Here is a 23214-nt window from a genome sequence, read left to right as displayed (position 1 = left end):
CTGCACGCCGGCTCGGCCTACACTGTGCGCACATCTCCGGGAGCAAGCGCATGCACAAGCAATGGTCGTGGAGCCGTGTGGGTCTGGTTGGTGTCGTCCTGGCAGCGCTGGCATGTCCGGCCATGGCGGCGATGCAGGCCAGGCCGCTGGAATGGAAGGTCGGCAAAGACAGCTACAGCGGCGTGCTGGTCTACGACGACGCCGGCGATGCCAAGCGCCCGGGCCTGGTGATGGTGCCCAACTGGCGCGGCGTCAACGAATCTGCCGTAGAGAAAGCCAAGCAGCTGGCCGGCGACGACTACGTGGTGCTGGTGGCCGACGTGTACGGCAAGGGCAAGCGCCCCGCCAACGACAGCGAGGCTGGGCAGTTTGCCGGCGCGTTGAAGAAAGACCCGCCGACGTTGCGCGCCCGTGCGCTGAAAGCCGTTGAGATGCTCAAGGCGCAGGCCGGCAAGGCGCCGCTGGATGCAGCGCGCATCGGTGCGGTGGGCTTTTGCTTTGGCGGCACCACGGTGCTGGAACTGGTACGCGCCGGCGCGCAGCTGGCCGGTGTGGTCAGCCTGCACGGCGGCATTGCCACGCCCAGCCCGGCCTCAGCCGGCTCGGCCAAGACACCGTTGCTGGTGCTCAACGGCGCCGACGACAAGAGCGTGACCAAGGCCGACATCGCCGCGTTCGAAACCGAAATGAATGCCGCCGGCGCGGATTGGCAGTTCGTCAACTTCAGCGGCGCGGTGCATTGTTTTGCCGAAGCCGATGCGAACAGCCCGCCGGGCTGCCTTTACAACCCGCGCGCCGCCAAGCGTGCCTACCGCATGTTGGGTGACTTCTTCGACGAGCGGTTTGCTGAGTAGCCGGGATTGGTGATTTGGGATTCGGGATTCGCAAACGCGTGGTCCCGTCCTCCCGATCCTTCGTGAGTTTGTGCTCGGGGATTTGCGTTGAACATCGCTGGGCGATCGAATGCCGGGATGCGTAAGAGCACAGCCAAGCCGCTTTTACGAATCCCCAATCCCGAATCCCAAATCCCGTCCGGCGCGCACAGCGCGCCGGATCAATGCGTCCGTTCCACCGCGTAACGTGCCAGGCCGCGCAGTGCGGCCACTGCCGGACTGTCGGGTAGGGTTGCCAGCGCCTGCTCGGCGGCGGCGGCGTATTCGGCGGCGCGCTGGCGGCTGTAGTCCAATCCGCCGGTGGCATGGATGGCGGCCAGGACGTCGGGCATCGCCGCCGCATTGCCCTGTTCGACGATGGCGCGCAGGCGCTGCCGGGTGGCCTCGTCCGAGTGCGCTATGGCGTGGATCAGCGGCAACGTGGCCTTGCCTTCGGCCAGATCGTCGCCGAGGTTCTTGCCCAGATCCTCGGCCTCGGCGGCGTAATCCAGCACGTCGTCGGCGATCTGGAAGGCAAAGCCCAGCTGCATGCCGTAGTCGTACAGCTGCTGCTGCACCTGCGCATCCGCACCCGATGCCAGCGCGCCCAGGCGGGTCCCGGCGGCGAACAGTACCGCCGTCTTGCGCTCGATCACCCGCAGGTAGGCGGCTTCGTCGGTGTCCGGGTTGTGCACGTGCAACAGCTGCAGCACTTCGCCTTCGGCGATGCGGTTGGTGGTATCGGCCAGGATCTGCATGACTTCCATGCGGTCGAGCTCGACCATCAACTGGAAGCTGCGCGAATACAGGAAATCGCCGACCAGCACGCTGGGTGCGTTGCCCCACAGCGCGTTGGCGGTGCTGCGCCCGCGGCGCAGGTCCGACTCGTCCACCACGTCGTCGTGCAGCAGGGTCGAGGTGTGGATGAATTCGATGATGGCCGCGAGCTGATGGTGCTCCGGGCCGGAGCCGCCAGCCGCGTGGCCTGCCAGCATCACCAGCATCGGGCGCAGGCGTTTGCCGCCGGCGGAGATGATGTGATCGGCAATCTGGTTGATCAGCACGACGTCCGACGCCAGGCGGCGACGGATCAACGCATCGACCGCGGCCATGTCGGGCGCGGCGAGGGACTGGATCTGGGGCAGGCCCAGAACGGTGGGGAGGTCTTCGGCGATGGTCATGCGCAGGCGTTCGTGATGTACATCGATTATAGGTGCCCGGGCCGGATCCGTCCCGCCGCGTGTGCCGCGGCCGCCGGGGCAGGGCGGAAACCGTTGTGGCGCCTGACCCGCGGGGTTGCCGCCCGATGCCGATTCCCACCTGCCGGCGCGGCATTTCCCGGCCCGGCGGCGCGCCGCGCGGCGGCACCCGGGCAGGGCAGGTGCGGTAACATTGGCCCCAAGACATTCACCGCCGCGCCCCTTCGGCGCCGGCGCACCATCGGAAGCATTTATGGCCCGCGGCATCAACAAAGTCATCCTCGTCGGCAACCTCGGCAACGATCCCGACACCAAGTACACCCAGTCCGGCATGGCGATCACCCGCGTGAGCCTGGCCACCACCAGCGTGCGCAAGGACCGCGACGGCAACAACCAGGAGCGCACCGAATGGCACCGCGTGGTGTTCTTCGGAAAGCTGGGCGAGATCGCCGGCGAATACCTGCGCAAGGGCTCGCAGGTCTACGTCGAAGGCGAGCTGCGCTACGACAAGTACACCGGTCAGGACGGTGTGGAGAAGTACAGCACCGATATCGTCGCCAACGAGATGCAGATGCTCGGTGGCCGTGGCGACGGCGGTGGTGGCGGCATGGGCGGCGACCGTCCGCAGCGCTCGCAGGCCCCGCGCCAGCAGGGCGGTGGTGGTGGCGGCCAGGGCGGCGGCTACGGTGGCGGTGGTCAGGACTATGCCCCGCGTCGTCAGCAGCCGGCGCAGCAGCAGTCGGCTCCGCCGATGGACGATTTTGCCGACGACGACATCCCTTTTTGAGTTCGGCGACTCAAACAATTCTTGCGTTACAAGCAATGGCCTGCTCACGCGGGCCTTTTCCTTCTCTGTATCAGGCGTGGAACGTAGCGCCTGAACAGGCAGCTGCCTCCGAACCTGGGGTCCGGAAGCACGGCGACGGGATCTCCACTGCTCTTGCTCGCAGATGTTCAACGCACTGAGCAGTGCAGCATTGCAAGCGGCGTCAATGCTGTTGTGTGCATGATCTGGAGTCGGTGCGGCATGACGTCATGCCAACCCCCAAGCAGCAGGCTTGCGCTATGTCAGTCCGCCCAGCATCGAGGCGACTGGATACGAGAGCGCGAAGCCGAACAGTGCCCAATCGTTGAGCAGATGGGCGCCGGTCGAGACCCATAGATTACGTGTCGTCAGGTAGGCCAGGGAAAGCACCAGCCGTGCGGTGCCAATGATGACCAGGCACTGCAGCAGATCCCACTGATAGGTGGGCAGATGAGCGAGCGCGAAGGGCAGGGCCGACAACAGCCATGCGCACAGGACCGCATGGCTGCGGCGCATCCGCACACGGGCCGTAAACCACTGCAGAAGCGCAAGCAACGGCAGCACGGTCAGCAGCTCCTCGCCCAGCAGCTGCGGTGCCATCATCCCGAACGCGAGGATGCGCGTCGACAGATCGGCACCGCCCAGCTGCGCAAACAGGGGATTGGAGGACGCGCGATGCTGCCCGGAAAACGCGAGCGCCACCAAGACGGTGACGGCCAGGTTCAGAGCGGCGATCGCGATCATCCAAAGACCATCGCGAACACGCAGCCGGTGAAACAGGGCCGCCACGGCACGTCCGCTGATCAATGTCATTGCGCCCAACGGCACCAGGCAAAAAAGCAGTGGGTGCACCCAGCGCCCCGCGATGGAGTCGCTGGATGGCCAAGGCATGATCAGCAATGCGAACGCAGTGCACAGCGCACTCAGGATGAGCAGCCATTGCAGCGCCGAGATCGGGATCGGCTGCCGATTATAAAAAGGAAAATCGGATCGGGTGAGGTCGGCGCGTGCGTCCATCTGCGAATGCCCACGATGACAGCGATATTCAAGCACGTTCGCAACCGCTTTTTTCTATGACGAATATCGCGTAACCAGCTGCAGGAGTTCTTCTGAGGTTCAGTGCGCTTTGAGCTGATTCGCCGAGACGATAACGGGCGCGTCATTTCGAGCGATGGGGGCTGCAACGCAAGGCGATGACGGCTGCACTCGATTGCTGACGTTATGGTACAGATCGCTTTGGTATGTGCGTCGGGTGTCGTTATTTCCTTCGATTTCCGCAAGAATGCAGGAGCAACCTGGTTATCCGGTTCGTTGCTGTTGCCGCTTCTCACGGGCTCGATCGATAAGTGGATTCTTCGAAAAGCTGGTACGAGTGGATAGAGACATCTTGCATGATGTCGTGGTACCGACCATTACTCGCACGGAGTTATCAAGCATGAAACGTTCGATCATCTGGCGCAGTGCATCCGCCATTTCCTTCGCAGGTCTGTCTACAGTGCTGACCTTTCCGGCATCAGCGGATGTTGCCGGGCGTACCGACTTCGACCTGATCTGTTCGGGAAGTGGAGAACATCTGGCCAGCCACGATACGTCCGGCTACGAATGGGACCCGGCCAAGCACAAGTACGTCCAGCGCAGCGGCGTTCAGTACAGCCGGGAACAAATGCAGGCGACATTCCAGATCGAGATCCACGATGGAGCAGGGCGGATCAGGCCGCCAAAGAGCATGGCACCGCCGCTTTCAAGCGGAAGCAACGGCGGTTGGTGGCAGTTGCATGATCTGAATATCACCCCCGATCGCATCCAGGGGTCGTTCAAGTTCAACGGCATGAATGTTCCGAAGATCTCGATCGACCGGCGTAGCGGCTTCATGACGATGAAGGGGTTGGAAACCTTCGAAGGCACCTGTAGCGCTGTCGAGCCTGGTCAGAACCGTTTCTGATGATTGCAGAAAAAGCGATTGCCATTATTGGGGCCGGCGATGGTGCCTCCGGCCCACTGCGTAGGGACTGGTGTTGCCTGATGGTGGCTCAATATTTTTACGCGCAGAAACGCAACGACAGCAGACTATCGCTGGCGTCCTAGTCGCGTCAGGGACTGGACGGTGCCGTCATCATGCACCAGGCAGCCATGCCGGCCATCGGGATAGTTGATGATGAGTTCGGTCAGGTCCTGGTTGACCGCCACTCTCGTCACCTCTTCTCCATCAGCGCGTGCACGCGTGTTGCAGGCACTCGCCAGGTCGGTGCGGCGCCCCCCCGCCTGCTGTCGCCCTGAATTCCTGGCTCCACTGCCCTGAGACACATTACGAAACTCGGCGCGGCAACCGTCCTTGACCCAGATGGAATGCCGGTTCACGTCCCAGTTGTCGCCGCGCACGCAACGGGTGTGGCTGATCTGTCGGGAGACGATCACTTCCCCGCGCGTGTCCATCGCGCATTCGTGCTGCGTGCGATCTTCCGACGCGCAGGTCACGGTGGCAGCCAACGCATCTTCGGCATAGCGCTGGGACGATGGGTGCTTGTCGCCTGGATACACATCGTGCGGGGATGACTGGACCGAGCACACGCCGTTGTCATTGCCGGGTCCGGTATAGGACATCTGGGTGCCGCCATCAGGGGTTCGGTTGATCGACAGCGTCAGCCCCTGTCCATCACTCGCTTCGTAGTAATCCTCATTGAATCGCTTCAGGCGTGTTTCTCGTCCGTTGATGAACACCGGGCCGCCCTGGTCCGCATGCACCTCCACGCCACCGGGGCAGGTTGCGTTGAACTGCTGGACCGCCGCCGAGGCGGGCGCAAGCGAAATGGCAGTGGCCAACGTGGCAACACCGACAGCGATACATTTTTTCACTGCGTTCTCCTTGGTGATCTCCGCACGTCATCAGGCAACGGGTCTGCAGGAAGGGCATGTCGCATGCGTGCGAAGATCGACATCGGTCATCGACGCGTCCAATCGCCGCACCGTCATGGTAATCAGGATGCGTTGCGGGGCGGGGCTGGATAGATCTCCGCTGCAGCATGCGCCAAACCGATGCCGCGCGTGGTCAGCGCCTCGTAGATGCGCGCGTACAGCAGGCTGCGGGTAGTCGCTGCATGATCGTATTCCACTGTCCAGGCGCGCACGATGAACTCCATCGCCACATTGCCCATGCCGTCGAACAGGACGATTGGTACAGGTGCGGAAGCTACTCCCTCCGTGGCGCGTGCGACGTCGATCAGCAGGGTTTCTATCTCCTTGGGCGCGTTTCCGTATGCCACCGAGACCCGCAATTCGAGCCGACGGCTGCGATCGAACAGCGTCCAGTTGACCAGTTGCTGGGAGATCATTTGACCATTCGGTACCACGACACTGGCACCGTCGAAGGTGGACAGCCGGGTCGCACGCATACCGATGTCACGTACCCGGCCGGTCGTACCTGCGACCTCGACCACATCGCCAGGTTGAAATGGGCGCTCGAAGATCAGTACGAGGCCAGAGACGAAATTATTGACCACGTTCTGCAGGCCCAGGCCGACCCCAACGCCCAATGCACCGAGCACGAAGGTGAGTTGGCTGGTCCTGAAACCGGCAGCCGACAGCGCCGCGATCAAGCCGAGCAGCAGTACAGCGTAATAGCTCAGTGAAGCGATGCTGTTGGCAACGCCATGCGGCAATGACATGCGCGACAGCACTTCGCCATCGAGCACCAGACGTACCGTTTTGGCGAGCCAGAAGGCGAGCACCACGCTGAGTGCGAACAGCAGGACATGGCCCAGGCTCAAGCGCAGATCCCCCAGCGCCCAGCTGTGGTCCAGCAGGGCCGACAACGCCTCGTTGACCGGAGCCAGCACACGGAAGCGGTCCAGTGCGTAGACGAGCCAGCCTGCGACGGAAGCGGCCGTCAGCAGTTTGAGCAGTACCAGCACGGCTGGGTCCGCATGCTCGCGTGCCAGCCGGAAGCGCGAAACGCCGGGGCGCTTCAGCAGCAGTTGGACCCAGGTTGCCAGGACGGTCATGCCGGCGGCGAGCAGCAGGGCAAAGTACGCGCTGTCGATGACGCCGCCGGTCAATGTCTCGGCCAGCGACACGTTACCGAATACATTGGCCACCAGCGCCACTCCCAGCATTACCCCGGCGACATGTAGCGCTGCACGTAGTGCCCTGCCGAGGCGTCCGTTGTGCGATGCGTGACCATGGTGGCGTGCACGCCGCAGCAGCCAGCCTGCGGCAGCCAGGCCGAGCAATGTCAGCAGAAGTATGTAGAGGCGATAAGCGACCGGGCTGGACAGGAATACGAAACCCAGCCGCAGCAGCAGGAACAAGGCACTGGCGACGTGAGGAGTTATCCCGAGTAGCCGTCGTTGCGAGATCGGCAGCAGCCGCATCACCGGAACGACCGCAAGCACCAGCGCCAGCTGATGTGTCAGCATCGGCGCATCGGGCTGGAAAGCAAACACGCCGATGACCAGAAGCAGCAACCAGCAGGAGAGCGGACGTGAGAGCACGCTCGCCTCGGTCCGGCTGACCTGCCCAGCCCGGATCGGTGCGCGGCTGTGCCAAGCGAGCCAAAGCAACAACGGTAGCGAACAACACAGCAATGTCTGCAAGGCGCGCCGGCCGACCATGGCATCACTCTTGACATACTCTCCGGCAAAGCGTGATTCGATCTCCAGGCCGCTACGAACAGTGTTGCCCGTACTGGCGTTGGACACGACACCGACAGGCTTCAGTTGCCACAGGGGCGGCCCGTCGATACGTAGCAGGCGCGTGTCGTACGCTGCGATCGCCTCCGCGACGCGGCGTTGCGCGCTTTCGATGCGCGCGCCCACCGCATTGCCGCGTCGGCCGAGCGCAATCAGTCTGGCCAGCGGATCCGAGACGCCTGCTTCGGCCTGGGTCAGGTCGGCCACGACTTCGTCCACCCGTTCCTGCAGCGCAGTGGGCAGTTCCTGCCCGGATGTCGCGGTTGCCACCCAGGCCTGGCGACGGGACGCCAACCCTGCTGCGTCGCTGGCCCGATGCCTGGTGGCAAGGGCCAGATCCGATTGCCAGCGTGTCAGTAGACGTGCCTGGAAGCGCCAGTGGCGTGACAGGCTTTCCAGGCGCGCAATCGGCAGCGTCCGCATTTCCGCAAAGGTCATGCGCCAGAACGGATCTTCGACAGCAACTTCGATCATTGCCAACTGACGGGCAAAGGAGACGGCAGGTGTGACCGATCCCGCATTCGCTTCGTTGGCGCGCTCGGCCAGCCGCTGGTCTGCGTCAGCCAGCGATGGAATGTCGGCGACATCGATCGCAGTCGGTGCGCTGTCGGTCGCTGTCGGCATGGACCCGGCGGGGTTGGTGGTAGCGATGGCAGCAGCGACCTGCAATGTGTGCGCAGCGACAGGCTGCGCCAGCATGAAGCCCGCCAATGCGGCACATGCAAGGTGGAGGGCAGACACCATGGCGTTCCGGGAACCAGCCGGGTAGATACCGGCAGGTTATCAGCAGGCATTAGCGGAGGCATTGCTTGAGTCTGGTTCTGCCGGCCTCCTGCAGCAGAAAGAAGGTCATGTGTTTCGTCTGCATTGCGTGGCAGTGGCAGCGGCCCATCAATCGATACCTGCACACCGTGCCGAGCGTTCTCCGGGTATCGATCACAGTGCGACGCCTGTCGGCTTGGAGCGGCGAGCAAACCGTGGGAGCAAGCGTCAGGTGGGCACCGACAGCGCGCTCAGAGCCAGACTCTACGTACCCCTTGCGGGCGCCGGCTACACCGTGACCTTCCCCCGCGACAGGCGGTGTAGCCTGCCGCATGGCTTTCGTGCACTGCGTCTTGCAAAAAGACGATTCTCTCCTCTATGGTGCAATCGATTGAATCGAGGCAAATCATCAGCATTTGAGACCGGTTGGGAGGCCGGAAAACGAATGTCCATGCAATCGAGCGGGCCGGTTCCGGCTCCGGGGTTCACAAGGCGAGATGCGCTGCGCTTGGGTGTCGCCGGGAGCCTTGGCTTCAGCGTTGCGGGCGTGCTGCCTGCGCTTGCCGCTGCCACGCCGCGCGAGGGCACGCTGAAGCATTCGGTGGCCCGGTGGACGTTTCCGCAGCAGTCGATCGCCCAGTTGTGCCAGACGGTGAAACAGCTTGGATTTGCCGCCATCGATCTGGTCGGCCCTACGGATTGGCCCGCATTGAAGGCCAACGGCGTGTACAGCTCGATGTGCAACGGCGCGGAGATCGGCCTGGACAAGGGCTTCGCCGGCCGCCAGTTCCACGACCAGTTGGTCGAGCGCTATACGCGGCATATCGATCTGGTGGCCGATGCAGGCTATCGCAACCTCATCTGTTTTTCCGGCAACCGGAATGGCATGGATCCGCAGGACGGCATGGCCCACGCCGAAGCCGGACTCAAGCGCATCCTCGGGCATGCCGAAAAGCGCGGCGTGGTGCTGGTGATGGAACTGCTGAATTCCAGGGTCGATCACCCCGACTATCTCTGTGACCACTCGGCATGGGGTGTGGAGCTGTGCCGGCGGATTGGCTCGGAGCATTTCGGCCTGCTGTACGACATCTACCACATGCAGATCATGGAGGGCGACATCATCGCCACCATCGGCAAGCATCACGCGTGCTTCAAGCATTACCACACTGCGGGCGTGCCTGGTCGGCACGAGATTGGAGACGCTCAGGAACTCCACTATCCCGCCATCTGTCGCGCGATCCGCGCTACCGGTTTCGACGGCTACCTGGCGCAGGAATTCATTCCTACCGCGCCCGATCCCGTCGGCTCGCTGCGCGAGGCGATCCGCCTGTGCGACGTCTGAAATGCTCTCTACCCAGGTGAAGCAGAATCCATGGCAGACAATCACTACGACGCCATTGTCGTCGGTTCGGGAATCAGTGGCGGCTGGGCGGCGAAGGAGCTGACCGAGAAAGGCCTCAAGGTCCTGATGCTGGAACGCGGGCGCAACATCGAGCACGTCAAGGACTATGTCAACGCGATGAAGGAAGTGTGGGATTTCCCGCACTACAACCGGCCGACCCAGGCGATGAAGGCCGATTATCCGGTGTTGAAGCGCGACTACGCCCTGGTCGAAAACCTGCAGGGCATGTGGGCCAACGAAACCGAATCGCCCTACACCGAGATCAAGCGATTCGACTGGTTCCGTGGCTATCACGTGGGCGGTCGCTCGCTGCTTTGGGGGCGGCAGAGCTATCGCCTGTCGGACCTGGATTTCCAGGCGAACCTCAAGGATGGCATCGCCACCGATTGGCCGATCCGCTACGCCGACATCGCACCCTGGTACGACTATGTGGAAAAGTTCGCCGGCATCGCCGGCACGCGCGAGGGCCTGGACGTGTTGCCCGATGGCCAGTTCCTGCCGCCGATCCCGTTGAACATCGTCGAGAAGGACGTGGCTGCGCGGATCAAGAAGGCCTTTGGCGGAACCAGGCACCTGATCCATTCGCGCACCGCCAACATCACCCAGCCGATGCCCGAGCAGGGCCGCGTCAACTGCCAGTATCGCAACAAGTGCATCCTGGGCTGTCCGTTCGGCGCCTACTTCTCGACCCAGGCGGCGACGCTGCCGGCGGCGATGAAGACCGGCAACCTGACCTTGCGGCCGTTCTCGATCGTCAAGGAGGTGCTCTACGACAAGGACCGCAAGCGTGCGCGGGGCGTGGAGATCATCGATGCCGAGAGCAGGCAGACCTATCAATACACGGCCAACGTGATCTTCCTCAACGCATCCTCCTTCAACTCGACCTGGCTGTTGATGAACTCGGCCACCGATGTCTGGGAGGGTGGGCTGGGGTCTTCGTCCGGCGAGCTTGGGCACAACGTGATGGACCATCATTTCGGCGCGGGCGCCTCCGGCCGGGTCGAGGGCTATGAAGACAAGTACTACTTCGGCCGTCGTCCGTGCGGGTTCTACATTCCCCGTTTCCGCAATGTCGCCGCGGACAAGCGCGGCTACTTGCGCGGGTTTGGCTACCAGGGCGGCGCCAGCCGCACCGGATGGTCGCGCGAGATCGCCGAGCTGAACATCGGCGCCGACCTGAAGGAGGCGCTGACCCAGCCGGGCGATTGGCGTATCGGCATGACCGGATTCGGCGAAATGCTGCCGCACCACGACAATACGATCCGCCTGGATGCGCAGCGCAAGGATAAATGGGGGCTGCCGGTGCTGGCGATGGATGTGTCCCTGCGCGCAAACGAAAAGGCCATGCGCAAGGACATGGCCGCCGATGCCGCCGAGATGTTCGAGGCCGCCGGCGTCAAGGACGTGCAGATGCACGACGACGACTACGCGCCCGGCAAGGGCATCCACGAAATGGGCACCGCGCGCATGGGCCGCGACCGCAGGAATTCCGTGCTGAACCAGCACAACCAGGTCTGGGACGCGCCGAACGTCTACGTGACCGACGGTGCCTGCATGACGTCCAGCGCCTGCGTCAATCCCTCGCTGACCTACATGGCGCTGACGGCCCGCGCGGCGGATCATGCGGTGCGCGAACTGAAAGCGGGGAATCTGTGATGGAACGCCGCGAACTGCTGAAGATGATCGTCGCCGCCACGGGGGCGGCCATGATCGGCCTGCCCGCGCTGGGCCAGGCACAGGCGCCGGCCGAGGGAGCGAAGACCATCTTCTCCGCTGCCGATGTAGCCACGCTGGACGAGATCGCCGAGACCATCCTGCCGCGGACCAAAACGCCGGGAGCCAAAGATGCCGGCGTCGGCGCGTTCATGGCGCGCTTCGTCACCGATTGCTACACCGCCCGGCAGCAGGCGGCGTTCCGCGCCGGCCTGGTCGACATCGACACACGCGCCGGCGGCCGATTCGTGTCGCTCGCGCCGCAGGCGCGCACCGAGCTGCTGCGCGCGCTGGATGCGGAAGCCAGGAAACATGTCGTCGAAACCACCGATATCGGCACCGCCGAAAAGGCGAAAGCAATGCCGCACTACTTCACGATGATCAAGCAGCTGGCCATCTTCAGCTTCTTCACCTCGAAGGTCGCCGCGACCGACGTGCTGCGCTACGTCGCCGTGCCGGGCCGTTACGACGGCGACATGGCCTATGTCCCCGGCACGCCTGCCTGGGCGACGAACTGATGGACCGCAACGATGCGCCCCTGCGCCACGTCCCCGGGAACACCATGACCAGACACCTCCTGACGGCGGCGTGCCTGTTGGCCGCGGCGCCTGCGTTCGCGCAGACCAGCGGCGATGCGTCGCGCGATCCGGCCAGGACCGAGGTGTGGACGCCCGTCCCCGCGACCGTAGCCACGCCCCCGGGCAGCGCGCCCTCAGACGCCATCGTGTTGTTCGATGGCAAGGATCTCTCCGCCTGGGAGTCGGAGCAGGGCGGACGGGCGCCCTGGAGCGTTGCCGACGGCGCGCTGACCGTGGTCCCGGGCAGCAAGGGCATCCGCACCAGGCAGCGCTTCTGCGACATCCAACTGCATGTCGAATGGCGCACGCCCACCGGGACCCGCGGGTTCGACGGCCAGCAGCGAGGCAACAGCGGCATCTTCCTGCAGGAACTGTATGAGCTGCAGGTGCTCGACAGCGACAACAACCCGACCTATCCCAACGGCCAGGCCGGCGCGATCTACAAGCAGGCCATTCCGCTGGTGAACGCCTCGCGTGCGCCGGGCCAGTGGCAGACCTACGACATCATCTGGAAGGCGCCGCGCTTCTCGCAGGGCGGCGGGCTCACCTCACCCGCCCGCATCACCGTCCTGCACAACGGCGTGCTGGTGCAGGACGATACCGTCCTGTCGGGCAAGACCGAGTACATCGGCGCGCCGTCGTATGCGCCGCATGGGTGCGCGCCGATCTTGCTGCAGGAGCACGATTCCAAGGTCAGCTACCGCAACATCTGGGTACGCGCCTTGTAGCGCCGGCGCAACGCTGCCGCCGGCATCTTGGGGCGTGTCATCACTCCCCGGGCAGATCGCGTCGCTGTGGCGCATGCACGCAGGCAGGAAGCGCGCGCATGCGTGGAGGATGCGGCCGGAATGGTGGCGTAGCGCCAGGCGCGCAAGCGCTGACCTGCGGGTTGGGCTTGTCAGGCCGCCAGCCGGTGTTGCGCAGCGCGGCCTGACTGGCAATCTGACACGCCCAACGCAAGCTGCCCGGGCATCGATGGCACGCCCTATTGCGCCAGGAAGCTGGCGAGGTTGTCGACATCCTGTTGCGACAGCTGAGGGAAGGGCGGCATCAACCCGCCGCCCTTTACGATCTTTTCCTTGATCTGCGCGGGTTGTAGCCGCGTGCCCACGTCGGTTAGCGCCGGGAACGTGGGCGGCATGCCTGCGCGAGTCGCACCGTGGCAGGCCGTGCAGTGCGTTGCGTAGAGTTGCGCGCCGGCCGTCGGGTCGTCCTTGGACCACGCCGTGGTCGCAAGTGTCGCACCCAGCAGCGCCGCGGCCAGTGTCAGGATCGTTTTCACACCAGGCTCCTTTGCGTGCTAGCGATGCGTGCTGGCGGGCAGGTGCTGACGCAGGTAATCGGCTCCGGTCTGGATGACGGTGGCCGGATCGCGTGGACGGTCGTGTTCGACGATGTACCAGCGTACGCCGGCATTCGCCGCCGCAGACAGGATCGCGTTCCAGTCCAGCACGCCCTGGCCTACGGCGGCGAAGCCGCCTTCGTCCTCGGCCTGGCCTTTTGGCGCATTGTCCTTGGCGTGGACTGCGAACATGCGGCCCTTGAACTTGCCCAGCATTGTCGCCGGGTCGTAGCCCGCGCGCGCGACCCAGGCCAGGTCCAGCTCGGTCTGCAGATCGGGGCCGGCGGCTGCGAACAGCAGCTCCAGCCCGGTCTTGCCATTGAAGTCGACCAGTTCGAAGTCGTGGTTGTGGTAGGCCAGGCGCATGCCCTTGGCCTGCGTCCGCTTCGCGATCTGGCCCAGTTCCCGGCCCAAGGCGGTCCAGCCCGCGGCATCGGTCGGCCGATCCTTCTCGTCCAGGTAAGGCACCACCAGGGTCGTGTTGCCGATCGCGCGGTTGAACGCCATCACGCCGTCCAGGTCCTTGCGCAGCTCGGCCAGTTGCACGTGCGAGGAGATCGCCTTGATCGAGTATCTGTCCAGCAGCTGCTTGAGTTCGGCAGCGCTGACGTTCTGCGTGCCGACCGTTTCCACCGCGCCCACGCCCGCGTCGTGGACGATCTTCAGCTGTTGGTCGAGCGAGCCCGCGTTGCGCAGCGTGTACATCTGCACCGCGATGGGTTGTTGCGGGCCGGCGGGGTCGTGTGCGAAGGCGGGCAGGGCGACGAGCAGCAGCAAAGCGAGGGCCGCGGTCCTGCGTGTAGGCAGATGCATCAGGAAGTCCTCCCGGGATTCAATCGATGGATGTCCAGCCACGTGTTCTGGCCGATGTGATGACGCGATCGACGATCAGCGCCGAGCGCACCCCGTCTTCGAAGGTCGGCAAGCCTTCCGGCCGCTCGCGTTCGATGGCGCGATAGGTGTCGGCGACGAACGCCTCGAAGCAATCGCCGTAGCCCTGCGCGTGCCCGGCCGGCAACCTCGACAGCCGGCGTTGTTCGGCACTGCCGGCGCTGGGGCCGCGCACGAAGATGTCCTCGCGCTGGTCGGGCAGGCCGATCCATAGCCGTTCGGCATCCTCCTGGTCGAATGCAACGCTGGCCCTGGCGCCGTCGATCTCGAACCAGAGGCGATTACGGCGCCCAGCCGACACCTGGCTCACCGTCAACGCCGCCAGCGTGCCCGCGCTCGTTCTGAACATCGCCGTAGCCACGTCCTCGCTCGATACCGCCTGCATCGCGCCGCCCGCCGTCGGCGTGCTGAAGCTCTGCCCGGTGAGCGCGCCGCGCTCGGCGATCACGGTCGCAAACGCCGCGCTGACCTCGACGAAACGCTCGCCGCCGACCCATTCCACCAGGTCGCACCAGTGCGAGCCGATGTCGGCGAACACGCGCGATGCGCCGCCCAGCGCCGGGTCCACACGCCAGTTGTTGCTGGCGGGGTCCAGCAGCCAATCCTGCAGATAGCTGCCGTGTATCAAGCGCAGCGGCCCCAGTTCGCCCTGCGCGATGCGCGCGCGCGCCTCGCGGACCACCGGGTGGTAGCGGTAGACGAAGGGCACCGTGGCAATCCGCCCGGCCGAGGCGGCCAGTGCCGCCAACGCCTGGGCATCCTGTAGCGTCGTGGCCAAGGGCTTTTCGCAGATCACGTGCTTGCCGGCGTCCAGCGCCGCCTGCGCCATGGCGCGGTGCAGATGATTGGGCGTGCACACGTGCACCACCTGCACCTGCGGATCGGCGACCACTTCTTCGATGTCGCGGTAAGCGCGCGGCACATTCCATGACTGCGCGACCTCGCGTGCGCGTTGCGCGGAAGAGGCGGCGATGCCGCGAACCTGCGCACCGGCCAGCAGCGCCGCGCGACGGTGCACGGCGCCGATCATGCCCGTGCCGACAATGGCGATTCCAAGCTTGCTCATCGGGTGGGGCCTCAGCGCGTGGAAGGGGCGGCGGCGACCGGCCGGTCGCGGAACAGCAGCAGGAAGCCGACCAGCACGACCAGCGCCACGCCTGCGGGGAACAGCCAGATCTGCTGCCAGTTCGGACCGGCCGCGGTGGTGTAGTGCTCCACCACCGCGCCGGACAGGAACGTGCCGATCAACATGCCCACGCCGTACGTGGCCAGGGTGATGAAGCCCTGCGCGCTGCTGCGCGCGGCGGGGCCGGCATGCGCATCGGTGTAGATCTGACCGGTGACGAAGAAGAAGTCGTAGCAGATGCCGTGCAGCAGGATGCCGATGATCAGCAGGGAGAAGCCGCTGCCCGCATCGCCGAAGGCGAACATCGCGTAGCGCAGCACCCACGCGGCCATGCCCAGCGCCAGCATCGTCTTGACCCCCAGCCGCACGAACAGCACCGGCATGGCCAGCATCAGCAGGACTTCGGACACCTGTCCCAGCGACTGCAGGCCGGCCGCGCCGCGCACGCCCAGAGCGTTGAGATACGGGTTGGTGAAGTTGTAGTAGAACGCCAGCGGGATGCAGATGGCGATGGATGCAAGGAAGAACACCAGATACGAGCGCGACTTCAGCAGCCGCAGCGAATCCAGTCCCAGGATCTCCCCCAGCCCGGCGTCGCGCTGCCGCGCCAGCGGCGGCGTGTGCGGCAGGGTGAAGGCATACAGGCCCAAGGCCAACGATGCCATCGCCGCCATCCGAAACGTCAGTTCGAGCCGGTGCGCCTGTTCCCAACCCAGCCAGCCGATCAACACACCCGCCACGATCCAGCCGACGCTGCCGGCCATCCGCACGGGCGGGAACTGCTTTTCAGGCGATTGCATGTGCCGCATCGCCACACTGTTGGCCAGCGCCAGCGTCGGCATGAACAGCAGCATGTAGGCCATGACGCAGGCGGAAAACATGCCGAAGCTCGTCGCCGTGGACGCCATCCACAGGAGCACCGCGCCGGCGAGGTGCAGCACCGCGAGGATGCGCTGCGCTGCGAAGTAGCGATCCGCGACCAGGCCCACCAGGAATGGCGCCAGGATGGCGCCGATGGACTGGCTGAGGAAGGCGGTTGCCACCTGGCTCGCACTGGCCTGCAAGGGACCCTGCACCAGGTACGTGCCCAGGGTCACGAACCATGCCCCCCAGATGAAGAACTGCAGAAACATCATCGCGCCCAAGCGCGACATGGTGTGCGTCATGGTTGCCCTCCCAGGCGTCTAGATCCCCAGCATGCGGCGCAGCGATTGCGGATCGGCGCCGCTGTCGGCGAAGTCGTCGAAGGCGCGTTCGGTCACGCGGATGATGTGGTCGCGGATGAACGCGGCACCCTCGCGCGCGCCGTCTTCCGGATGCTTCAGGCAGCACTCCCACTCCAGCACGGCCCAGCCCGGAAAATCGTACTGCGCGAACTTCGAGAAGACCGCCTTGAAGTCGATCTGGCCATCGCCCAGCGAACGGAACCGCCCCGGACGATCGATCCAGTCCTGGTAGCCGCCATAGACGCCGCTGCGCGCACTGGCGCGATACTCCGCGTCCTTGACGTGGAAGATGCCGATGCGCGCGTGGTACCGGTCGATGAAGCCCAGGTAGTCCATCTGCTGCAGCAGCAGGTGACTGGGGTCGTACAGGATCCTGGCGCGCGGGTGGTGGTCCACGACATCGAGGAAGCGCTCGAAGGTCGCGCCGTCGTGCAGGTCCTCGCCCGGGTGGATCTCGAAGCACAGGTCCACGCCGCAGGCATCGAAGGCATCCAGGATGGGGCGCCAGCGGCGGCCGAGTTCGGCGAACGCTGCGTCCAGCAGCCCGGGCGGGCGTTGCGGCCAGGGATAGAGGTAGGGCCAGGCCAGCGCGCCGGAGAACGTGGCATGCGCCGTCAGTCCCAGGCGCTGGCTGGCCTTGGCGGCCAGCAGCAGTTGCTCCACCGCCCAGGCCTGGCGGGCGGCGGGATCACCGCGCTTGTCCGGCGGTGCGAATCCGTCGAACAGGTGGTCATAGGTGGGGTGGACGGCGACCAGCTGGCCCTGCAGGTGGGTGGACAGTTCGGTGATCTGCAGGCCATGCCCGGCCAGCATGCCGGCAAGGTCGTCGCAGTACGCCTGGCTTTGCGCGGCCTGTGCCAGATCGAACAGGTGCGGCGCGCTGGTGGGGACTTGTACGCCGGAGTAACCCAGGCCCGCGGCCCAGCCGGCCAGTGTGTCCAGGCGATCGAAGGGAGGTGTGTCGCCAATGAACTGCGCGAGGAACAGCGCTGGACCTTTGAGCGTCTTCAAGGTGATTCGCCCTGATTCAATCGATTGAATTATCCTAGCATGGACATTCCGCAAGACCCGTTGTGCACTGCACAGCAGAAAGAAGACCCCTGTCATGGCAATCACCATTTACGACATTGCAAAGCATGTCGGCGTCACCGCCGGCACCGTGTCGCGGGCGCTTTCGCGGCCGGACAAAGTCTTGCCGTCCACGCGCGCGCGCATCGAGCAGGCCGCCGCCGCGCTGGGCTATGTCCCCAACACGGTGGCCAGGACGCTCAAGACCCAGCGCAGCGGCAAGCTCCTGGTCACCGTCCCGGACATCGCCAACCCATTCTTTGCGCAGATCCTGCAAGGCGCGGAGGACGCAGCGCAGGCGGTTGGCTATGCGGTATTGCTGGGCGATACCCAGCACCAACCCGACCGCGAGGAGCGCTACGCGCAGATGCTCCGGCGCAACGAGGCGGACGGCCTGATCGTGCTGGGGCATCGCCTCCCGCCGACGGCGCGTGAGATCGTCAAGGAGCTGGGCGCTGCGGCGCCGGTGGTCAACGGCTGCGAGTTCGACCCGGCGCTGGGCATTCCCAGCGTGCATATCGACAACGCGGCCGCCGCGCGCACCGTGATGGATCACCTGTATGGATTGGGGCACGAGCGCATCGTCGTGGTGGGCGGCCCGCCCGATAACCCCCTGCACCAGCAACGACTGGAAGGCGCGCGCGCGTCCGCCAGGGCGCGCGGCCGTGCGCGCAAGCTGGTGGTGGTGCCGGGCGATTTCTCGGTGGAATCCGGCCATGCGGCTGCGATGGCGCTGTTGGCCCGTGCGTCCACGCCGACTGCACTGTTCTGCTTCAGCGATCAGGCCGCGCTGGGCGCGCTGGCGGCCTGCCGCGACCTGGGCATCCGCGTGCCGGATGACCTGTCCATCGTCGGCTTCGACGACCTGGCGTCGTCCAAATACCTCACCCCCCCTTTGACCACCATCCGGCAACCCATGCGGGAGATCGGTGTCCGCGCAGTCAACCTGTTGCTCGCGATCATCGAACGGGTGGACGTACCGCCGCAGCAGACGCTGGATTTCAGCTTGATGCTGCGCGGGTCCACTGACGCGCCGCGGGGGAGATGACGTCCAACGTCCTCCGGATCCTGAGTAGCAGGCCAGTTTGGAGTCCAATTCCCTACCCGAAGGCGATTGAACGTGAAGAAAGGTTTTATTGACGAGTAGGTCATCGGCTTTCTGCGCGAGGCCGAAAGCTGCGTGGCGCTGCAGGTCGCTGACGACCACGCGGTAGTCATGGCCCTTGTGGATCGCAATCTAGTCGATGCCTATGGCACGCGGCGCCAGCTTCCCCGCCCGACGCACCTGTTCGGCCATGCACAGCGTGGACAGGTCCTTGACCGTCCTGTCGTGCAGCCGCTCCAACTCGGCCACGGCCGTGTGGGTCGTGCTCCGGCACAGATTGCCCACTTGCAGGGCGAGTCGCGCAGTGTAGCGCGGGTTCTTGATCAGCTAGTCCAGCCGCTCTACGGCCCGTCTTTGTGCACTACCAACACGGTACCGGGAAGGGCTCGTTTCAAAAGCTCAACGCAGCTTCAAGGGCCTCAAGGCACCCACACGAATCTGCGATGAGCCAAACAACTTAAAGCGCTTGCTGTCAGGTGTTTTGCTGATGGCTTGCAAGTTCGATATCCCCTGTGCTGGGGTCGTCCTGGATGTCTAATCGGAAAATCTGCTGAGCACGCTCTCCTATCTTTTTCGTCGTGTAGCGTGTCCAGGTCGCCATTGCTGCGGCGCCAACAAGCGGCAGCCACTTGCTCACGGCTGACTTGATTGCTTGCTGAGTAATACGTCCACCCAACATTGCAATCATCTTCTGGATTGCACGCAGCGAAGCACGCTTTACGAGTACGCGGCCTCCTTGGATAGTCAGCACGCTGCCAGCGCTCGTGCCCAAGGCACTGATGAAGATGCCCAACACGAGTTCTTTGGTAATGATCTTTTCTTTGCCGTGAGCGACGCCGATGTCGTAAATCAACTTGATCTGGTTGTGAATGACCACCGTCAACTCGGGCAGTACAGCTGCCATTCCCCATGGACCGGGAATCAGGCTTGAACCGCCTGTAATAACGGCATTTGTGTTTGCTGACGATGAAATGAGAGACGAGACGTTGTCCTGAGTCGGGCGCTTGTCAGGATGATTGCTGTAGTGGTCGCCACGTGAGTCGATTACATTCTCAAGGCTAGTGCTGATGGCGTTTTCAATCTTTCGGCTAATGCTGTCTTTAATGCTCATGTTTTGTCGCGCGGTCTTAACGTTGATGAAGTCCAATACCTTAATTTAAGTTATGTAAATTTTACAGCGCAGATGTGGAACATGGCGGCTCACCAGGATGCACAAGCTCGCTTGGCGGCGGCTCACGATGCGCCTGCGACGCCCAATACGCCAAGTACCCGTCGCACCAAGGCAAGCCAGCTCGACTGCATTCGCGTCACGGCGTGCGTGGTATCCCGCTACCCGATTCGTTAGCTGAGGAACTCCCATGCGCGCCATTCGTCTTGCTCACCCCGGCGGTCTGGACGCCTTGCAGTCGGTCGAACTGCCCGATCCCGGGCAGCCCGCACGCGGACAGATCCGCGTGCGCCTGCAGGCCAGCTCGCTCAATTACCACGATCTGGGCATCGTGCTCGGTCAAATGCCGACGGCGCACGGACGCATCCCGATGTCCGATGGCGCCGGGGTGATCGAAGCGGTCGGCCCGGAGGTCAGCGAGTTCGCCGTGGGCGATCATGTGGTGTCCACCTTCTTCCCGCAGTGGCTGGACGGTGAGCCCGTGCAGCCCGGTTTCGCGACCACGCCAGGCGATGGAGTCGATGGCTATGCGCGGTCTGCGGTCGTGGCGGCCGCAACCGCGTTCACGCATGCGCCGGCCGGTTACAGCCATGCGCAGGCAGCCACCCTGACTACCGCCGGCGTCACTGCCTGGCGTGCGCTGGTCGTCAATGGCGGGCTGAAGGCGGGCGACACGGTGCTGGTGCTGGGCACCGGTGGCGTGTCGATCTTTGCGCTGCAGTTCGCCAAGGCCATGGGCGCCAGGGTGATCGCCACGTCCTCGTCCGACGAGAAGCTGGAAACGGCGCGTGCGCTCGGTGCCGACCATGTCGTCAACTATCGGCAGCATGCCGAGTGGTCCGCGCAGGTGCTGGAGATCACCGACGGCCGTGGGGTGGACCATGTGGTGGAAGTCGGCGGGCCGGGGACGCTTGCCCAATCGATCCGCGCAGCGCGCGTGGGCGGGCACATCGCCCTGATCGGCGTATTGACCGGTGCTGCCGGCCCGGTGCCGACCGCCGAGATGATGGGCCGCCACCAGCGCCTGCAGGGGCTGGTGGTCGGTAGCCGGCGGCACCAGCGGGATCTGGTGCGTGCACTGGACGGCCTGCCGCTGCGCCCGGTGATCGACCGCGCTTACCCGCTGGAGGCCATCGGCGAGGCATTCGCGCTGCAGAAGGCGGGCGGCCACCTGGGCAAGATCGTGCTGGAGTTTTGAGCAGCCAACAAACCGACTGCGCTCACCGCCAGGCGGGCGCGGCCGGTGCTCGGTGCGGCATGTAGCATGTAGCACGCGTCCACTGCGGTTCCTGCGCGTCGTCTACACCCACCGGAGGACCGTTCGCTTACGGTTTGATATAGCCGCTTTACGGCGCGCCGCGCAGGCAGGTGATGCGCGGCGCGCGCATCGCCGCTGCATTGCAGGTATCGCCCAGGTCCCGGTTCGCAGGTGATGCTGCAGGCACTTGACGTCCTACCGCATCGCGCAGTGACACAGCGGTACGGCAACACGCATCCAATGACGAGCACGTTTCATAACCGCATGCAGACTCCAACGTCGATGCTGCTGCAGGCCATCCCTGGAATCGGGTGATCCCAGGGCAATCGCGCAGGCTGCACTCACGCGCCTGTGACCGGTGACCCTGCACATTGGTAAAGAACTGTACAAGCCAGCATTGTTGGAGATGCCAGCCATGAGAGACATCAAGATGACCCGTCGCGAAGTATTGATCGCTGGCACGGCGTCGGCAGCCAGCGTTGCCGCTACCCAATCGATGGCTGCCACCGCCGCCAATGCGATGGCGCAACGGCAGGCGGTGGAGCCGGCCAATACGTCCAGCCAGATCGCGTTCGAAGTCAACGGCAAGCCGGTGACGCTGACCCTGGATAATCGCACCACCTTGCTGGATGCGCTGCGCGAACATCTGCAGTTGACCGGTACCAAGAAAGGCTGCGATCACGGGCAATGCGGTGCCTGCACGGTGATCGTGGATGGGCATCGCATGAATGCCTGTCTGTCGCTGGCGGTGATGCACCAGGGCGCCAAGGTCACCACCATCGAGGGCCTGGGAACGCCGGACAAGTTGCATCCGATGCAGGCTGCATTCGTCAAGCATGATGGGTATCAATGCGGCTACTGCACGCCTGGCCAGATCTGTTCGGCGGTGGCGGTGCTGGATGAGGTCAAGCGTGGCATTCCCAGTCACGTGACCGAAGACCTCACCGCCCGGACCAAGCTCACCACCCCGGAATTGCAGGAGCGCATGAGCGGCAACATCTGCCGGTGCGGTGCGTATTCCAATATCGTCGAAGCGATCAACGATGTGGCAGGAGAACGCGCATGAAGGCTTTCAGCTATGAGCGCGCCACTTCGCCGGCCGATGCTGCGGCCAAGGCCGCGCGTCAACCCGGGGCCAAATTCATCGCCGGCGGCACCAATCTGCTGGACCTGATGAAGCTGCAGATCGAAACCCCGTCGCATCTGATCGACGTCAATGGCCTGAGCCTGGACACCATCGAGGCGACACCGGAAGGTGGCTTGCGCATCGGTGCGCTGGTGCGCAATACCGATCTGGCCGCCGATGCGCGCGTGCGCCGCGACTATGCGGTGTTGTCGCGCGCGCTGTTGGCAGGCGCGTCGGGCCAACTGCGCAACCGTGCAACCACCGCCGGCAATCTGTTGCAGCGTACGCGCTGCCCCTATTTCTACGACACCAATCAGCCATGCAACAAGCGCCTGCCTGGCAGTGGTTGCGCGGCCATTGGCGGTTTCAATCGGCAGTTGGCAGTGATCGGCACCAGTGACTCCTGCATCGCCACCCATCCCAGCGACATGGCGATCGCCATGCGTGTGCTGGATGCCGTGGTGGACACCGTGCGTCCGGACGGGCAGACCCGTGCAGTGCCGCTGGCCGAGTTCTATCGCGCGCCGGGTGCAACGCCGCACCTGGAAACAGTCCTGGAACGAGGCGAGTTGATCACCTCGGTGACGCTGCCCAAGCCGCTGGGCGGAACGCATGTGTATCGCAAGGTGCGTGATCGCGCGTCCTATGCATTTGCGCTGGTGTCGGTGGCTGCCGTGGTGCAGCGCGACGGCAGCGCCCGTATCGGCGTCGGTGGCGTGGCGCACAAACCCTGGCGTAGCGAGGCGGCCGAAGCGCAATCGCGCCAGGGCGCCCGCGCCATTGCCTCCGTGCTGCTGGAAGGCGCACAGCCCACCGAACACAACGCATTCAAGCTGCCGCTGGTCGAGCGCACCTTGACGGCGATCCTGGCCGACGCGAGGGCCTGAC

General features: G+C 64.6%; 21 protein-coding genes. 11 read left to right on the top strand and 10 right to left on the bottom strand.

Going from position 1 to position 23214, the window contains the following annotated elements; translation table 11 throughout:
- The first annotated feature begins 50 nt into the window (after positions 1-50).
- Complete coding sequence (locus HG421_RS11965; protein WP_169706563.1) at positions 51-854, top strand: dienelactone hydrolase family protein; 804 nt, start codon at positions 51-53, stop codon at positions 852-854.
- 200 nt (positions 855-1054) lie between these two features.
- Here HG421_RS11965 and HG421_RS11960 read toward each other — a convergent pair whose 3' ends face one another.
- The gene (locus HG421_RS11960) at positions 1055-2053 is read right to left on the bottom strand and encodes a polyprenyl synthetase family protein (protein WP_169706562.1); all 999 of its coding nucleotides are present in this window, start codon (positions 2051-2053) and stop codon (positions 1055-1057) included.
- Positions 2054-2324: 271 nt separating this feature from the next.
- Between HG421_RS11960 and HG421_RS11955 the strand changes: the two genes are divergently transcribed.
- A complete protein-coding gene (locus HG421_RS11955; protein ID WP_169706561.1) occupies positions 2325-2858 on the top strand; it encodes a single-stranded DNA-binding protein in 534 nt (177 codons plus the stop codon).
- Between the two features lie 276 nt (positions 2859-3134).
- On the opposite strand, the gene HG421_RS11950 is transcribed toward HG421_RS11955, so the two are convergent.
- A complete protein-coding gene (locus tag HG421_RS11950) occupies positions 3135-3893 on the bottom strand; it encodes a CPBP family intramembrane glutamic endopeptidase (RefSeq protein ID WP_169706560.1) in 759 nt (252 codons plus the stop codon).
- 418 nt (positions 3894-4311) lie between these two features.
- Here HG421_RS11950 and HG421_RS11945 point away from each other — a divergent pair, with 418 nt between their 5' ends.
- A complete protein-coding gene (locus tag HG421_RS11945; RefSeq protein WP_169706559.1) occupies positions 4312-4818 on the top strand; it encodes a hypothetical protein in 507 nt (168 codons plus the stop codon).
- 125 nt (positions 4819-4943) lie between these two features.
- Here the strand turns inward: HG421_RS11945 and HG421_RS11940 are convergent, their stop codons facing one another.
- Both HG421_RS11940 and HG421_RS11935 read right to left on the bottom strand, forming a co-directional pair.
- Positions 4944-5729 carry a DUF3011 domain-containing protein gene (locus HG421_RS11940; protein WP_169706558.1) on the bottom strand — a complete coding sequence of 262 codons (786 nt, stop codon included), beginning with the start codon at positions 5727-5729 and terminating at the stop codon, positions 4944-4946.
- A 122-nt stretch (positions 5730-5851) separates the two neighbouring features.
- Entirely contained in the window at positions 5852-8302 is a 2451-nt protein-coding gene (locus HG421_RS11935; protein WP_169706557.1) for a mechanosensitive ion channel family protein, read from the bottom strand.
- Positions 8303-8870: 568 nt separating this feature from the next.
- Between HG421_RS11935 and HG421_RS11930 the strand changes: the two genes are divergently transcribed.
- Genes HG421_RS11930 through HG421_RS11915 form a run of 4 tightly spaced genes read left to right on the top strand, consistent with a single transcriptional unit; the run spans position 8871 to position 12744 of the window.
- Positions 8871-9665 carry a hydroxypyruvate isomerase family protein gene (locus HG421_RS11930; protein ID WP_429001922.1) on the top strand — a complete coding sequence of 265 codons (795 nt, stop codon included), beginning with the start codon at positions 8871-8873 and terminating at the stop codon, positions 9663-9665.
- A gap of 30 nt (positions 9666-9695) precedes the next feature.
- Entirely contained in the window at positions 9696-11381 is a 1686-nt protein-coding gene (locus HG421_RS11925; RefSeq protein WP_169706556.1) for a GMC oxidoreductase, read from the top strand.
- Positions 11381-11956 (top strand): gluconate 2-dehydrogenase subunit 3 family protein, encoded by a 576-nt coding sequence (locus HG421_RS11920; RefSeq protein WP_169706555.1) that lies wholly within the window; start codon positions 11381-11383, stop codon positions 11954-11956. Before HG421_RS11925 ends, HG421_RS11920 begins: the two co-directional genes overlap by 1 nt.
- 44 nt (positions 11957-12000) lie before the next feature.
- Entirely contained in the window at positions 12001-12744 is a 744-nt protein-coding gene (locus HG421_RS11915) for a 3-keto-disaccharide hydrolase (RefSeq protein ID WP_169706554.1), read from the top strand.
- Positions 12745-13001: 257 nt separating this feature from the next.
- On the opposite strand, the gene HG421_RS11910 is transcribed toward HG421_RS11915, so the two are convergent.
- Genes HG421_RS11910 through HG421_RS11890 form a run of 5 tightly spaced genes read right to left on the bottom strand, consistent with a single transcriptional unit; the run spans position 13002 to position 17612 of the window.
- The gene (locus HG421_RS11910; RefSeq protein WP_211161722.1) at positions 13002-13298 is read right to left on the bottom strand and encodes a c-type cytochrome; all 297 of its coding nucleotides are present in this window, start codon (positions 13296-13298) and stop codon (positions 13002-13004) included.
- A gap of 18 nt (positions 13299-13316) precedes the next feature.
- Positions 13317-14171, bottom strand: coding sequence for a sugar phosphate isomerase/epimerase family protein (locus tag HG421_RS11905; protein ID WP_169706553.1), 855 nt, complete (start codon positions 14169-14171; stop codon positions 13317-13319).
- Positions 14172-14190: 19 nt separating this feature from the next.
- The gene (locus HG421_RS11900) at positions 14191-15315 is read right to left on the bottom strand and encodes a Gfo/Idh/MocA family protein (RefSeq protein WP_169706552.1); all 1125 of its coding nucleotides are present in this window, start codon (positions 15313-15315) and stop codon (positions 14191-14193) included.
- Between the two features lie 11 nt (positions 15316-15326).
- Positions 15327-16541: a nucleoside permease gene (locus HG421_RS11895; protein WP_169706551.1), complete on the bottom strand. Its 1215-nt coding sequence runs from the start codon at positions 16539-16541 to the stop codon at positions 15327-15329.
- Between the two features lie 18 nt (positions 16542-16559).
- Positions 16560-17612 (bottom strand): sugar phosphate isomerase/epimerase family protein, encoded by a 1053-nt coding sequence (locus HG421_RS11890; RefSeq protein ID WP_169706550.1) that lies wholly within the window; start codon positions 17610-17612, stop codon positions 16560-16562.
- Positions 17613-17706: 94 nt separating this feature from the next.
- Between HG421_RS11890 and HG421_RS11885 the strand changes: the two genes are divergently transcribed.
- Complete coding sequence (locus HG421_RS11885) at positions 17707-18717, top strand: LacI family DNA-binding transcriptional regulator (protein ID WP_169706549.1); 1011 nt, start codon at positions 17707-17709, stop codon at positions 18715-18717.
- A gap of 529 nt (positions 18718-19246) precedes the next feature.
- Here HG421_RS11885 and HG421_RS11880 read toward each other — a convergent pair.
- Positions 19247-19885, bottom strand: a complete 639-nt coding sequence (locus HG421_RS11880; RefSeq protein ID WP_169706548.1) for a hypothetical protein — start codon at positions 19883-19885, stop codon at positions 19247-19249.
- A 247-nt stretch (positions 19886-20132) separates the two neighbouring features.
- On the opposite strand from HG421_RS11880, the gene HG421_RS11875 reads away from it, so the two are divergent.
- The 3 genes from HG421_RS11875 to HG421_RS11865 all read left to right on the top strand — a co-directional run bounded on the left by HG421_RS11875 (position 20133) and on the right by HG421_RS11865 (position 23213).
- Positions 20133-21140 (top strand): zinc-dependent alcohol dehydrogenase family protein, encoded by a 1008-nt coding sequence (locus tag HG421_RS11875; protein ID WP_169706547.1) that lies wholly within the window; start codon positions 20133-20135, stop codon positions 21138-21140.
- A gap of 466 nt (positions 21141-21606) precedes the next feature.
- A complete protein-coding gene (gene paoA / locus HG421_RS11870; protein WP_282434615.1) occupies positions 21607-22266 on the top strand; it encodes an aldehyde dehydrogenase iron-sulfur subunit PaoA in 660 nt (219 codons plus the stop codon).
- Positions 22263-23213: an FAD binding domain-containing protein gene (locus HG421_RS11865; protein ID WP_169706545.1), complete on the top strand. Its 951-nt coding sequence runs from the start codon at positions 22263-22265 to the stop codon at positions 23211-23213. Before paoA ends, HG421_RS11865 begins: the two co-directional genes overlap by 4 nt.
- The last annotated feature ends 1 nt before the right edge of the window (position 23214 follow it).

Origin of the sequence: Xanthomonas campestris pv. badrii, from assembly GCF_012848175.1 — a bacterium.
Lineage (GTDB): Bacteria > Pseudomonadota > Gammaproteobacteria > Xanthomonadales > Xanthomonadaceae > Xanthomonas > Xanthomonas campestris_C.
Note: the sequence above shows the minus strand (reverse complement) of the source record. Positions and strands in the feature narration are given on the sequence as shown.